The sequence below is a fragment of the Gordonia crocea genome (assembly GCF_009932435.1).
Classification (GTDB): Bacteria; Actinomycetota; Actinomycetes; order Mycobacteriales; family Mycobacteriaceae; genus Gordonia; species Gordonia crocea.
In genome coordinates, this window is sequence record NZ_BJOU01000001.1 from 1,292,724 (window position 1) to 1,305,351 (window position 12,628).

At 68.9% G+C, this 12,628-nt stretch carries 13 protein-coding genes; 7 read left to right on the plus strand and 6 right to left on the minus strand.

Going from position 1 to position 12,628, the window contains the following annotated elements; genetic code table 11:
* Positions 1–25: 25 nt before the first annotated feature.
* On the minus strand, positions 26–1,471 hold the full coding sequence (gene pdxR / locus nbrcactino_RS06140) for a MocR-like pyridoxine biosynthesis transcription factor PdxR (RefSeq protein ID WP_161926556.1): 1,446 nt from the start codon (positions 1,469–1,471) through the stop codon (positions 26–28).
* 109 nt (positions 1,472–1,580) lie between these two features.
* Between pdxR and nbrcactino_RS06145 the strand changes: the two genes are divergently transcribed.
* Positions 1,581–2,312 (plus strand): SDR family oxidoreductase, encoded by a 732-nt coding sequence (locus nbrcactino_RS06145; RefSeq protein WP_308470334.1) that lies wholly within the window; start codon positions 1,581–1,583, stop codon positions 2,310–2,312.
* 87 nt (positions 2,313–2,399) lie between these two features.
* On the opposite strand, the gene coaA is transcribed toward nbrcactino_RS06145, so the two are convergent.
* Positions 2,400–3,338: a type I pantothenate kinase gene (gene coaA / locus nbrcactino_RS06150; RefSeq protein WP_161926557.1), complete on the minus strand. Its 939-nt coding sequence runs from the start codon at positions 3,336–3,338 to the stop codon at positions 2,400–2,402.
* A gap of 134 nt (positions 3,339–3,472) precedes the next feature.
* Between coaA and nbrcactino_RS06155 the strand changes: the two genes are divergently transcribed.
* The 4 genes from nbrcactino_RS06155 to nbrcactino_RS06170 all read left to right on the plus strand — a co-directional run bounded on the left by nbrcactino_RS06155 (position 3,473) and on the right by nbrcactino_RS06170 (position 7,414).
* Complete coding sequence (locus nbrcactino_RS06155; RefSeq protein WP_161926558.1) at positions 3,473–4,699, plus strand: DUF885 domain-containing protein; 1,227 nt, start codon at positions 3,473–3,475, stop codon at positions 4,697–4,699.
* Between the two features lie 46 nt (positions 4,700–4,745).
* Positions 4,746–6,023: a serine hydroxymethyltransferase gene (gene glyA / locus nbrcactino_RS06160; RefSeq protein WP_161927619.1), complete on the plus strand. Its 1,278-nt coding sequence runs from the start codon at positions 4,746–4,748 to the stop codon at positions 6,021–6,023.
* Positions 6,024–6,044: 21 nt separating this feature from the next.
* On the plus strand, positions 6,045–6,914 hold the full coding sequence (locus nbrcactino_RS06165; protein WP_161926559.1) for an acyl-ACP desaturase: 870 nt from the start codon (positions 6,045–6,047) through the stop codon (positions 6,912–6,914).
* 161 nt (positions 6,915–7,075) lie between these two features.
* Entirely contained in the window at positions 7,076–7,414 is a 339-nt protein-coding gene (locus tag nbrcactino_RS06170) for a helix-turn-helix domain-containing protein (RefSeq protein WP_161926560.1), read from the plus strand.
* On the opposite strand, the gene nbrcactino_RS06175 is transcribed toward nbrcactino_RS06170, so the two are convergent.
* Complete coding sequence (locus nbrcactino_RS06175) at positions 7,411–7,911, minus strand: hypothetical protein (RefSeq protein ID WP_161926561.1); 501 nt, start codon at positions 7,909–7,911, stop codon at positions 7,411–7,413. The two genes, nbrcactino_RS06170 and nbrcactino_RS06175, sit on opposite strands and share 4 nt — an antisense overlap.
* A gap of 329 nt (positions 7,912–8,240) precedes the next feature.
* Here nbrcactino_RS06175 and phoH2 point away from each other — a divergent pair, with 329 nt between their 5' ends.
* Positions 8,241–9,530, plus strand: a complete 1,290-nt coding sequence (gene phoH2, locus nbrcactino_RS06180) for an RNA 5'-3' helicase PhoH2 (protein ID WP_161926562.1) — start codon at positions 8,241–8,243, stop codon at positions 9,528–9,530.
* A gap of 65 nt (positions 9,531–9,595) precedes the next feature.
* Here phoH2 and nbrcactino_RS06185 read toward each other — a convergent pair whose 3' ends face one another.
* A complete protein-coding gene (locus nbrcactino_RS06185) occupies positions 9,596–10,456 on the minus strand; it encodes a L,D-transpeptidase family protein (RefSeq protein WP_161926563.1) in 861 nt (286 codons plus the stop codon).
* Between the two features lie 219 nt (positions 10,457–10,675).
* On the opposite strand from nbrcactino_RS06185, the gene nbrcactino_RS06190 reads away from it, so the two are divergent.
* Positions 10,676–11,026, plus strand: a complete 351-nt coding sequence (locus nbrcactino_RS06190; RefSeq protein ID WP_161926564.1) for a VOC family protein — start codon at positions 10,676–10,678, stop codon at positions 11,024–11,026.
* On the opposite strand, the gene nbrcactino_RS06195 is transcribed toward nbrcactino_RS06190, so the two are convergent.
* Both nbrcactino_RS06195 and nbrcactino_RS06200 read right to left on the minus strand, forming a co-directional pair.
* Positions 11,016–11,729, minus strand: coding sequence for a PIG-L deacetylase family protein (locus nbrcactino_RS06195; RefSeq protein ID WP_161926565.1), 714 nt, complete (start codon positions 11,727–11,729; stop codon positions 11,016–11,018). The genes nbrcactino_RS06190 and nbrcactino_RS06195 overlap by 11 nt on opposite strands.
* Positions 11,730–11,747: 18 nt before the next feature.
* Positions 11,748–12,611 (minus strand): patatin-like phospholipase family protein, encoded by an 864-nt coding sequence (locus tag nbrcactino_RS06200; RefSeq protein WP_161926566.1) that lies wholly within the window; start codon positions 12,609–12,611, stop codon positions 11,748–11,750.
* Between the last annotated feature and the right edge of the window lie 17 nt (positions 12,612–12,628).

The following is a 12,628-nucleotide window of genomic DNA, read 5'->3' on the forward strand; positions in this document are numbered from 1 at the left end:
CGCCGGCCCGAGCGCCGGCGATTGCTCAGACGTCGCGCAGTAGCGCGACCAACGCGTCGAGGTCGGCCGAGTACGACGACGCCGACGGCGTCCCGAACCCGACGATCAGCCCGTAGCGGGGTTCGTCGGTGGCCGCGGGGTGGGCGAAGAAGGACAACGGGGTGATGCTGATCTCGCGCGCCGAAGCCGCGGCGATCAGTGCCGATTCACGCTGTGCCGTCGTCGGGACTACCACGTGCAGGCCGCCCGCCACGCCGGAGACGGCCGCGCCGATCTCGTCGAGCCGCGCGACCAACTGGTCGCGGCGGCGACGGTAGAACTGGCGGGTCCGCCGGATGTGGCGGTCGTAGGCGCCGGAGTCGATCATCTCGGCGAGGACGAGCTGGTCCACGATGCTGGCGTCAGGTTCGCGGATGCCCTTGGCCCACGCGACCCGGTCGACGAGTCGGGGTGGCAGGACCAGCCAGCCGATGCGCACCGAGGGCGACAGCGTCTTGCTCACCGAGCCGGCGTAGACCACGACGTCGGGGCCGAGTGCTTGCAGGGCGCCGACCCGGTCGCGGTCGTAGCGGTACTCGCCGTCGTAGTCGTCTTCGACGACGAGGGTGCCGGTGCGTCGGGCCCACTCGACGACCGCGGTACGGCGCGCCGGGGACAGCGAGACGCCGGTCGGGTATTGGTGGGCCGGGGTGAGCAGCAGTGACGTCGCGTTGGTCGGGATCGCATCGACCACCGCGCCGTCCTCATCGAGCGGGACGGGCACGGTGGCCGCACCGCGTTCCTCGATCGCCTGGCGGTGGAAGACCAGGCCGTGGGACTCCACCGCCACGGTGGGTCCCAGGACCGCGGGGGTCAGCAGCGCGAGCGAGTACTGGACCGCGGGGGTCAGCACGATCTGGTCCGGCTCGGCGTGGACCCCGCGCGCCCGGGCCAGATAGGCCGCGAGCGCCTCGCGGAGTCGGGCGCTGCCGTGGGGTGGGGTGGGCTCGAAGGCGCTGTCCGGTGCGGTCGTGATCGCGCGGCGGGTCGCGGCGATCCAGTCGGCGCGGGGAAAGCGCCCGGCATTCGGTTGTCCGGTGAGGAAGTTGTGTCGCGGAGCCGGGGGCGCCGACCGCGGTGGGAGGGCCGTCGCGGTCGGCGTCGTGCTGACACGCTGCGCCACCTGCGTGCCCGCTCCCCGGTGTGCCACCAACCATCCCTCGGCGATCAGGTCGGAGTAGGCCGCCGCAGCGGTGCCACGCGACACGCCGAGATCGGCGGCCAGCGACCGGTACGGCGGCAGTCGGGTCCCCGCGGTCAGTCGACCGTCGGAGATCGCGGCCCGCAGCGCGTCGACCAACCGGCGGCGCTGTTGGGCGCCTCGGCCCCGAACGGGTCCGGTCACGGTGAAGTCGAGGTGAAGGTCGGCCCCGGTTCGTCGGGCGGTCGCGTCCCACGCCTCGCCAGCCCCGGAATTGGCCGAGTTTTCCATAGTCTGATTGAACCACTTTTCTGATTCAATCCAGACCTAGAATTCACGTGTGCCGCAGGTCGCGGCAGCTGATTGGGGCGTGGAAGGGGATGCCGTGAGGGTTGTCATCGTGGGAGCCAGCGGGACGATGGGTGCGCTGGTCAGCGAAGCGTTGACCCAGCGCGGGGCCGATGTGCTGCGGGCCCATCGGGGCAGCGGGGTTGACGCGCAGTCCGGGGCCGGGCTGGCGCAAGCCGTGGTCGGCTCCGACGTCGTCGTCGACTGCCTCAACATCACGACCCAGTCGGCGGCCAAGGCCAAAGCCTTCTTCGGGACCGCGGCCACCAACATTGCCGGCGCGGCCGAGCAGGCCGGTGCCCGCGTGGTGTGCCTGTCCATCTGCAACGCCGCCGATCCCGCGGTGAACCGGCGGATGGGCTACTACCAGGGCAAGGCCGCACAAGAAGCGGCCTACGCCCAGCGCCTCGGCGACCGGTGCACGCTGGTGCGCACGACCCAATGGTTCGAACTCGCGCAGACCATGACCGACCAACTCTCCGCCGGCCCGGTGGCGCTGATGCCGCACATGGTCACCGCGCCCCTGGCTGCGAGCGACGGGGCGGCGGCCATCGTCGACGAGGTGCTCGAGCCGTCCGGGCGCCATGCGATCGAGGTGCGCGGCCCGCAGGAGATGGATCTCGTCGACGTGGCGCGCGCCATCCGGTCTGCGCACGGCAAAGGCGGCTGGTTGATCCCGATCCGGTTCGGCGGTGCCGCGTTGCGCAACGGCGCACTGATCCCGGCCCACGCCGACGTCGTCACCACGACGACGCTGGACCAGTGGCTCGCCGCGAGCAACTGAGCGCGGTTCCCGCTCCCTCGCCGTGATCGCGCTCCCCCGGCCGGTGGAGCGGGACCGCAATGGGGGAGCGGGAGTTCGGTCAGCGGATCAGAGTTTGCGCAGCCGGACGCGGTTGATCGAGTGGTCGGAGTCCTTGCGCAGCACGAGATCTGCGCGGGGACGGGTCGGCAGGATGTTCTCCACCAGGTTGGGCCGGTTGATCGAGGTCCAGATGTCGCGGGCCGCGGCGGTGGCCTGCACGTCGTTCAGCCCGGCGTAGGAGTGGAAGTGCGAATTCGGGTCGGCGAAGGAGGTGGTCCGCATCTGCAGGAATCGCGAGACGTACCACTTCTCGATGTCGGCGGTCTTCGCGTCGACGTAGACGGAGAAGTCGAACAGGTCCGACACCATCAGCGTCCGACCGGTCTGCAAGACGTTGAGTCCCTCGATGATCAGGATGTCGGGCTGACGGATGTAGTGCCGGACGTCGGGGACGATGTCGTAGGTGAGGTGCGAGTACACCGGCGCGGTCACCTCGCGCGCCCCGGATTTCACCTCGGTGACGAAGCGCAGCAGGGCCCGGCGGTCGTAGGACTCGGGGAATCCCTTGCGGTGCATGATGCCGCGCCGCTCGAGTTCCCGGGTCGGGTAGAGGAACCCGTCGGTGGTGACCAGGTCGACCTTGGGGTGGGTGTCCCAGCGGGCCAGCAGGGTGGCCAGCAGACGGGCCGTCGTCGACTTGCCGACGGCGACGCTGCCGGCAATCCCGATCACGAACGGCACCTGCCGCGAGGTCTGCAGTTCGCCCAGGAACGTCGAGGTGGCGGCATAGAGCCGTTGCCGGGCCGCGACGCGCAGGTGGATCAGTCGCGAGAGCGGGAGATAGACGTCGGCGACCTCGGCCAGGTCGAGGCGCTCGCCGAGGCCGGCCAGGGCGTCGAGCTCGCTCTGGGTCAGCACCATCGGCATGGACTCGCGCAGCTCGCGCCACTGGCGGCGGTCCAGTTCCAGGTACAGACTGGGGTCGCGCCCCGATGATCGTTTCATCGGCGCTCCTGCAACCGGTCCCGCATGTGGCGCTCGCCATTGGCCGGGCTGTTGGCGGACAGCATTGGTCAAGCCTATTTCCCTCGTGCGGGCATGTGCCACGGGGGAGGGGGGATTGTGGAAAGCTCGGCTGGGTGACAGCCACCGCCGACGAAGAGATCGTCACCGAATACCTGCGCCTCGGACTGGCCTTCGACCTGCTGGAGGAGGGGTTCGTCGACGCCTACACCGGCGATCCCGCGTTGCGCGCCCAGGTCGCCGACGAGGGCGTCCCCGATCCCGCGGCACTCGCCCGCCGCGCCGCGGTGCTGCGCGACCGGCTGCCCGGCGGACTCGAGCCCGACCGGGCCGGGTTCATGGACTCGCACCTGCGCGCCCTGGAGTGTTCGGCGCGCAAGTTCGCCGGCGAGGACATCGGCTTCGTCGACGAGGTACGCGCCTACTTCGACGTCGACATCGCGCCGCAGGACCCCGAGGTCTACCGCCAGGCCCACCGCGACCTGGCTGACGCGCTCGGCGTCCCCGACGACTCGCCGGACTCCCTGCGCGTGGCCTACCGGGCGTATCAGCGGGCCCACGAGATCCCGGCCGATCGTCTCGGCGACTGCGTGACCGCCTTCGCCTCGGCGCTGCGCGACGAGGTGCGCAAGACCGTCGCGCTGCCGGTCACCGAGACCGTGGAGTTCCAGATCGTCTCCGACCAGCCGTGGTCGGGCTTCAACTACTACCTGGGCGACTTCACCTCCCGCGTCGCGATCAACACCGACGTGCCGCAGCACCTGGCCGCGCTGCCGCACCTCGTCGCGCACGAGGCCTATCCCGGGCACCACACCGAGCACTGTCGCAAAGAGGAGCTCCTCGTCGGCGGTGGTCAGGCCGAACAGTCGATCTTCCTGGTCAACACCCCGCAGTGCCTGATGGCCGAGGGACTGGCCGATCATGCGCTGAAGGCGGCGATCGGGCCGGACTGGCCGCTGTGGGCCGAGACGATCTATGCCGACCTCGGCCTCCGTTTCGACGCGCAGCGGGCCTCGGCGGTCGGCCAGGCCACCGCCGGGCTGCTCGCGGCGCGCCAGGACGCCGCCCTGATGCTTCACGACCGCGGCGCCGGCGCCGACGAGGTGGCCGCTTTCCTCTCCCGTTGGCTGCTCGTCGGCGAGGACCGGTCACGCCAGATGCTGCGTTTTTTGACCTCTCCGCTGTGGCGCGCCTACATCAGCACCTACGTCGAGGGATATCGCCTGCTCGGCGAGTGGCTCGACGCCGCCGACGACGGTGTGGCGGGCCGGGCGGCCCGGTTCAACCGCCTGCTCGACGAGCCGTTGACCCCGGCTCGGCTGCGGGCGGAGCTGGCCAACTAAACTCGACGGCATGGCTGAGGCGAAAGAAGCAACGTCGGTGAACTCGATGTCCCTGGCAGAGCTCGACCCGGATGTCGCCGCGGCGATGAACGGCGAGCTCTCCCGCCAACGCGACACCCTGGAAATGATCGCGTCGGAGAACTTCGTTCCGCGCGCGGTGCTGCAGGCGCAGGGCAGCGTGCTGACCAACAAGTACGCCGAGGGCTACCCCGGCCGTCGCTACTACGGCGGTTGCGAACACGTCGACGTCGTCGAGGACATCGCCCGCGACCGGGCCAAGGAGCTCTTCGGCGCCGAGTTCGCCAACGTCCAGCCGCACTCGGGCGCGCAGGCCAATGCCGCAGTACTGCAGGCGCTGATGGAGCCGGGCGAGACGCTGCTGGGCCTCGACCTCGCCCACGGCGGCCACCTCACCCACGGCATGCGCCTCAACTTCTCCGGCAAGCTCTACGAGAACGCCTTCTACGGCGTGAGCAAGGAAGACTTCCGGGTCGACATGGACGAGGTGCGCAAGATCGCCCTCGACTCCAAGCCCAAGGTCATCGTCGCCGGCTGGTCGGCCTACCCGCGCACCCTGGACTTCGCGGCCTTCCGCGAGATCGCCGACGAGGTCGGCGCGCACCTGTGGGTGGACATGGCGCACTTCGCCGGGCTCGTCGCCGCCGGCCTGCACCCGTCGCCGGTGCCGCACGCCGACATCGTCTCGTCGACCGTCCACAAGACGTTGGGCGGTCCGCGCTCGGGCATCATCCTGGCCAAGCAGGAGTGGGCCAAGAAGCTGAACTCGGCGGTCTTCCCCGGCCAGCAGGGCGGTCCGCTCATGCACGCGGTGGCCGCCAAGGCCGTCGCCCTGAAGATCGCCGGCACCGAGGAGTTCGCCGAGCGTCAGCGGCGCACCCTGTCCGGCGCGAAGATCCTTGCCGAGCGCCTCGGCGGCGCCGACGTGGAGAAGGCCGGCGTCTCGGTCCTGACCGGCGGCACCGACGTGCACCTGGTGCTGGTCGACCTGCGCAACAGCCCCCTCGACGGTCAGCAGGCCGAGGATCTGCTGCACGAGGTCGGCATCACGGTGAACCGCAACGCGGTGCCCTTCGACCCGCGCCCGCCGATGGTCACCTCCGGTCTGCGGATCGGCACCCCGGCGCTGGCGACCCGCGGCTTCGGCGACGAGCAGTTCACCGAGGTCGCCGACATCATCGCGACGGCGCTGGCGGCCGGCTCGGCGGCCGACGTGTCGGCCCTGCGCGCCCGGGTTTCGGCGTTGGCGCTGGACTTCCCGCTGTACGAGGGCCTCGAGCAGTGGGGACTGATGAGCCGGGCCTGATACCGGGTATCCTGGTCGACTGTGAGCATTCTCGATACCGACGAACTCGTCATCGCCCTGGAAAAAGCCCTTCCGGAGTTGTCGGAGGAGCACCAAGCCGACGCGACCCCGTGGCAGCCCCACGATTGGGTTCCGTGGGACCTGGGTAAGAACTACGCGTTCCTCGGCGGCAAGGACTGGGAGCCGTCGGACAGCAACACCCCCGACGAGGTGCGCGCCGCCCTGGTGGCGCTGCTGCTCCTCAAGGACAACCTGCCGTCCTACCACCGCCTGCTGGCCATGTACTTCCCGGCCTTCTCCGACTGGCGCCAGCTGGTCGGCGTGTGGACCGCCGAGGACAACCGGCACGCGATCGTGCTGCGCGACTACCTCGTCGTGACCCGCGCGGTCGACCCCGTCGAGGCGGAGAACCGCCGCCGGATCCACGTCGTCGCCGGATACCGCCAGACCGAGGAATCGGTTGCCGACCTGCGTCCGCTGAGCGTGTTGGCGCTGCTGGCCGTACACGAGCTGCAGACCGCCGGCTTTACGGCGAAGCTGCGCGGGGTGGTCACCGATGATGTCCTCGCGCAGATCCTCGCCAAGATCGAGGCCGACGACGCGTCGCAGGCGCGGTACTTCGTCGGCTTCCTCGGTGCCGGTCTCGTCGCCGACCAGGATGCGACGGTCACCGCCATCGACTGGGCGCTGAACCACATCGACACCATCGGTGCCGACGTCGAGGACTTCGACGAGCAGCGCAAACTCTTCGCCCACTACGAGGACGACAGCACGCGCGGTGCGATTGCCAAGGCGATCGTCGACCAGCTGAAGCTGGAGAGCGTCGAGGGTCTCTCGCCGGAGGCCCAGGCCGGCAAGGAGCGCATCCTCGCGCTGGCGGCGCAGGCCTGATCCCATCTTCTGCGAGACCTCCGGCAAGCCGAGCGCGCTTCCGCCATCGGCGTTGGACCGCAAGCGGGTGGCGCAGTGTTCGAGGACACTACCAGCTACCGTGGCATTTATGTTACGGTTTCCGTGTTCGTGATCCGTGTAGCCGACAGGAAGGGGAAGCCATGAACGACGCGTTCAACTCGCTGCTCGAAATCGAAGCCCGTGACCCCGAGTTCGCGCGTGCGTACGCCGCGGAGACCGCGCGTATCGAGGCGATCGACTCCATCATCAATGCGCTCGATGAGGCCCGCGACACCGAGAAGTTGAGCAAGGCGGCGTTGGCCCGCGCGATCGGCTCCGACGCAAGTACTGTTCGGCGTCTGCTGTCCTCGGAGTCGGTGAACCCGACGCTCAGCACTATCGCTGAGGTCGCGGCTGCGCTGGGGATGAAGGTCACGCTCACGCCAATGTCGGAGGATGAGCGCAGCCGCATCACCGAGCCCATGCGGGCCTGTGCCTAACCTGTACCAAGCGCCGCGCTGACATCCTCGGCCGTGGCGAACGATCGCGGGTTTCGCTTTCGGTACTCGTCGCCCAGATCCCGGACCTCGCCGTAACGCGCATTTGTGAGAGTGGTCTGGTACCGCTTCGCAGCTCCGTCGATCACTACCAGCAGCGGGGTGTTCTTCTCCTGCGCGGCGTAGTCGAGGATGCAGAACAGCCGGTAGTGCCATTTTCCGTTCGGGGTGCTTGAGGTGATGCGAGCCTCGAAGTAACCCGTCATCTCGCCGTGCATCGCTTCCCACTGGCCGCCGCCGGCGAACCGCTTGGGCGGAGCTTTGGCCACAGCGGAGAGCGTCGCGAGGAGTCGCGCCCGGACCTTGACCGGGAAGCTGAGAAGGGCTTCCAGGCCCGGAATCGTCTGTGCCTTGTCGTCATCGCGGTGCCGCTTGAAGAACTCCACCTCGTGCGGAGCATCGGACGGCAGGGGCTTTACCCGCGGTTTGCTGCGACTCACACCCTCATCTCATCACGACGGTGTCACACGCTGAACTCATAGACCATGTGCGTCGCCTCGGGCCACCTGGAGGCACCGATGGTTTTCCTAAAGTTCACATGGCGCACGGCGTGCCATCGGCTATCGCCAGATCCGCGGCGTAGCGTCGCAGTTGATGGACCGCAGGGGAAGTGGTTCATCCGGGAGGTCCGAAGTTCGTGGAGATTATCGACACGAGGGGACCGGCCCCGGTCCTCGGCTCGCACGGCTAGCCTGGCCGCGCAGCACGGACCGACCGGTCACCTGCCATACTCGCCGGCGCGGGTGCCGTACCGGTGAAGGAGTCCCACGTGACTACTCGCACCTACGTCCTCGACACCTCCGTACTGCTCTCGGATCCGAAAGCCGTGACCCGCTTCGACGAGCACCATGTGGTTCTGCCGCTGGTGGTCATCAGCGAGTTGGAGGGCAAACGCCACCACCACGAACTGGGCTGGTTCGCCCGAGAGGCGCTGCGCCTGCTCGACGACCTGCGCGGCGAGTACGGGCGGCTCGATGAGCCCATTCCGATCGGGGAGTGTGGCGGCACCTTGCAGGTCGAGCTCAACCACACCGATCCCACCGTCCTGCCGAGCGGCTTCCGCACCGACGACAACGACTCGCGCATCCTGGCGTGCGCGCTGAACCTGCGGGCCGAGGGCCGCGACGTCACCCTCGTCACGAAGGACACGCCGCTGCGGGTCAAGGCGGGTGCGGTCGGCTTGGCCGCCGACGAGTACCACGCGCAAGACGTGGTCGTCTCCGGCTGGACCGGGATGACCGAGCTCGAGGTCGGGTCCGACATCATCGACGCCCTGTTCGACGAGGGGGTCGTCGACGTCGACGACGCCCGCGACCTGCCCTGCCACACCGGTATCCGGCTGCTCAGCGGCCGGTCGAGCGCGCTGGGCCGAGTCAACGCCGACAAGCGGGTCCAGTTGGTGCGCGGGGACCGCGAGGCGTTCGGTTTGCACGGGCGTTCGGCCGAGCAGCGCGTCGCGCTGGACCTTCTGCTCGACGACAACGTGGGCATCGTCTCGCTGGGCGGCAAGGCGGGTACCGGCAAATCGGCGCTGGCCCTGTGCGCGGGACTGGAAGCGGTGCTCGAGCGGCGCACCCACCGCAAGGTCGTCGTCTTCCGCCCGCTCTACGCGGTCGGCGGCCAACAGTTGGGCTACCTGCCGGGCAGTGAGGCCGACAAGATGGGGCCGTGGGCGCAGGCGGTCTTCGACACGTTGGAGGGATTGGCGTCGACGGAGGTCATCGACGAGGTCGCCTCGCGCGGCATGCTGGAGGTGCTGCCGCTGACCCACATCCGCGGGCGGTCGTTGCACGACTCGTTCGTCATCGTCGACGAGGCGCAGTCGCTGGAGCGCAACGTGCTGCTGACGGTGCTGTCGCGGCTCGGGTCGGGGTCGCGGGTGGTGCTCACCCACGACGTGGCGCAGCGCGACAACCTGCGCGTCGGCCGCCACGACGGTGTGGCCGCGGTGATCGAGAAGTTGAAGGGGCACCCGCTGTTCGCCCACGTGACGCTGACCCGTTCGGAGCGTTCGCCGATCGCCGCCTTGGTCACCGACATGCTCGAAGAGTTCACCTAAACACCGACAAAGACTCCCGCAGCACCCTGAGGGATGCTGCGGGAGTCTTGTGTTCGATCAGGTGGTCAGCTCTGCGTGACCTGCCCGAGGACCTGGGGGATCAGGTTCGTCAGCGACTCGGTCAGTCCGCCGAGGATGCCGGCCCCGGCCCCGTTGGGCGAGTCCTTGTGTTCCTGCGGGCTGGCTCCGCCGGCATCGCCGGAGGGGGCCTGGGCGTTGACGCCGATGGTGATCTTCGGCGACTTGGCCGGGTCGAGCCACTTGAGGATCTGGACCATCGAGGACTCGGGGACCGCGACGCAGCCCTCGGTCGGCGAATTGTTGGTCACGTGCAGGAAGATCGCCGACGCCTTGCCGGGCGTGCGCGCGGCGTTGTGGGCGATGTTCACCGCGTAGTCGTAGACCGGGCCGGAGTTGTAGAGATTCTCCGCCTCGGCGCTGGGCTTGGAGTCCTTGGTGACCAGCGTGTTGTAGGTGGGGGACTTCATGTCCGAGTCCCACCAGTCCTTCGCGGTGACCTGGCGGTAGGGCATCTTGGTGCCCGGGTTGGCCTTGCGGCCGAAGGCCTGGTCCAGGGCGAAGGTGCCGCTCGGCGTGCGGGACACGTTGTCCTGGGGTTCACCCTGGCCTTTGGCCCCGAAGAAGGCCTTGACCGGCTGGACGACGACCTTCCACTGGCCGTTGGCCTCGCGCTCGTAGGCGGTCAGCGTTCCGGTGGTGTCGGTGGCGTTCTTACCGGTGGCGACGATGAGCTGTGACGTCGGCTTTCCGTTGGGCGAAGGGGCACCGCCGCCGACCAGCGCGTCGAGCAGGCTGTTCAGCGTCGAGTCAACCGATCCGTTTCCCGTGCTGGGGGCTCCCGGCGCAGCGTTCGCCACTGCCGGGACCATCAGCACGGTCGCGGCGGCCGCGACGGCGAGTCCCATTGGTCTCAAATTTCTCTGCAGTAACTTCAGCACCATTTCAGTGTGCCAGCGGATTCCGCCCATTCAGTCACGTCGAGGTCACAGTGCAGCGTTGATCTGGTCAAGCGGGTGACGTGGGCCACCGGATGAGGCCGGGCAAACGCGGGACTCTTAGCCCTATCCCGGCCGGGGCGTGCTCACTAGCGTGGAAGGCGTCCGGATGTGAAGGAGGAGATCGCCGTGAGCGACTACGAAGTGAAGATGGTCATCCTGTCCACCGACAACCTCGACGAGTCCATCGCCTTCTACGAGGGGCTGGGCCTATCGCTGAAATTCCGCGACGGCGCGCATTTCGCCGCCCTCGACGGCGGGCCGGTCACCCTGGCCCTGGCGACGCAGGTCGACCACCCGATCCACGGCCAGGTCGTCGTCGGCGTGAAGACCGCCGACGTCGACGCGGCCGCCAAGGCGATCGAGGCGGGCGGTGGCGGCATCATCAAGGGGCCGTACGACGACGCGCACGAGCGTCGCGCCGTGGTCTACGACAACAAGGGCAACGGGTTGGTCTTCTACAGTCCACTCAAGCGGTAGCTGGACGCTCGAGCACCAACTCGAAGGCGACGGCTCGACGGTCGCCGTAGTCGGGGCGCACCGGCGTCATCCGCTCGACCTGGTCGGCGGCCTGTTTGCCCACCGGGGTATCCGGATCGAGGACGCTGAGGTAGGCGCGGTGTTCGGCCAAGGAGTGCACCGCGGCGTCGATGTCGCCGGATTCCACCGGGACCGCGTGGGTGGCGTTCGGGCCGTTCACGAACAGCCAGCGCGGGCCGTCATCGCCGAGGCCGGCACACGCGTCGGCCACGGCTGCGGCGAACTCCATGTGGTCGCGCTGGTTGGGGAAGCCGGGGGCCCACTCGGCGCCGCCGTAGGTCGCCACGACGACCTCCGGCGCGATCCGGGTGATGGTCTCGGCGATCTTGGCCCGCAGTTCGGCGGTGTTGAACACCTCGCTGTCGGGGAATCCCCAGAACTCGACCTCGTCGACGCCCACCACGGCCGCCGACGCGCGTTGCTCGCCTTCGCGCAGCGGGCCACACTCGGCTGCCGCCATTCCTTCGATCCCTTTCTCGCCGCTCGTCGCGAGTGCGTAGACCACCCGGCGGCCGCTGTTCGTCCAGCGGTTGACCGCCGCGGACATGCCGTACTCCGGGTCGTCGGGGTGGGCGACGAGGATCAGTGCGGTGTGCCAGTCGTCGGGGAAATCAGCGAGGGCGGAATCAGCGAGGTCGGCCATGGGCCCACGCTACCGACGTCAACGGTGGATGGGGTGGACATGGAGGTCGACGTGATCGGCCGGCGCCGCGCGGCGGCCCTCGTCGACGTCGAGGAAGCGGCTCGCCGACTCATAGCCGCGGGTGATGAGTTCGTCGGCCCGGGAGAAGTCCAGTGCCCCGATGTCGATCGGACAGGGCGGCGGCAACACGCGCAGGTCGGCGTCGTCGGCGTACTCACGGATGTCGCGCACCAAACGCTTCTGGATCAACAACGACATGGTGTGCAGGATGGTGGCCGCCACCGTCGTCGGCGGCTCGGTCACCGCGCACGGATAACCGCACGGCAGGACGTAAACCGTGTCGTCCCCCGATTCGACGGCGCGCGAAACCGGGGTGTTGTCGGCGACGCCGCCGTCGACGAGGATCCGCCCGTCGATCCGTACGGCGGGGAAGATCCCGGAGATGGCGCTGCTGGCCAGGATCGCCTCGGCCGCGGGGCCGTGGTCGATGTCGACCTGCTCACCGGTCAACAGGTCGGTGGCCACGACGGTCAGCGGTGTTGCGGCCTGCTCGATCCGGTCGAAGTCCAAATGCGTGTCGACCAGCGAACGCAGCCCGCCCGAGCCGAACAAGGCGGACTGGCGGCCGACAATCGCGCTGAGCAACTGCCGCGCACTGGGCCGGAACAACCGCCACGCGCTGAGGGAGCGCCACACCTCGCCCAAGGATTCGACGACGTTGGGGGTGGTGCCGCGGTTGGCGATATAGGCGGCATTGAGGGCCCCGGCCGACGTCCCGACCAGGGTGTCGGGGTTGACTCCGCGTTCGGCGAGGGCGCGCAGCATCCCCACCTGCATGGCCCCGAGATTGGCCCCGCCGGACAGCACGAATGCCGTGGACATGATGCACCTCCGACTCC

Bases quoted from the DNA above. Each gene is read 5' to 3' on its own strand.
- pdxR (WP_161926556.1), bottom strand. From the start codon at position 1,471: ATGGAAAACTCGGCCAATTCCGGGGCTGGCGAGGCGTGGGACGCGACC.
- coaA (WP_161926557.1), bottom strand. From the start codon at position 3,338: ATGAAACGATCATCGGGGCGCGACCCCAGTCTGTACCTGGAACTGGAC.
- glyA (WP_161927619.1), top strand. From the start codon at position 4,746: ATGTCCCTGGCAGAGCTCGACCCGGATGTCGCCGCGGCGATGAACGGC.
- nbrcactino_RS06170 (WP_161926560.1), top strand. From the start codon at position 7,076: ATGAACGACGCGTTCAACTCGCTGCTCGAAATCGAAGCCCGTGACCCC.
- nbrcactino_RS06185 (WP_161926563.1), bottom strand. From the start codon at position 10,456: ATGGGACTCGCCGTCGCGGCCGCCGCGACCGTGCTGATGGTCCCGGCA.
- nbrcactino_RS06195 (WP_161926565.1), bottom strand. From the start codon at position 11,729: ATGGCCGACCTCGCTGATTCCGCCCTCGCTGATTTCCCCGACGACTGG.
- nbrcactino_RS06200 (WP_161926566.1), bottom strand. From the start codon at position 12,611: ATGTCCACGGCATTCGTGCTGTCCGGCGGGGCCAATCTCGGGGCCATG.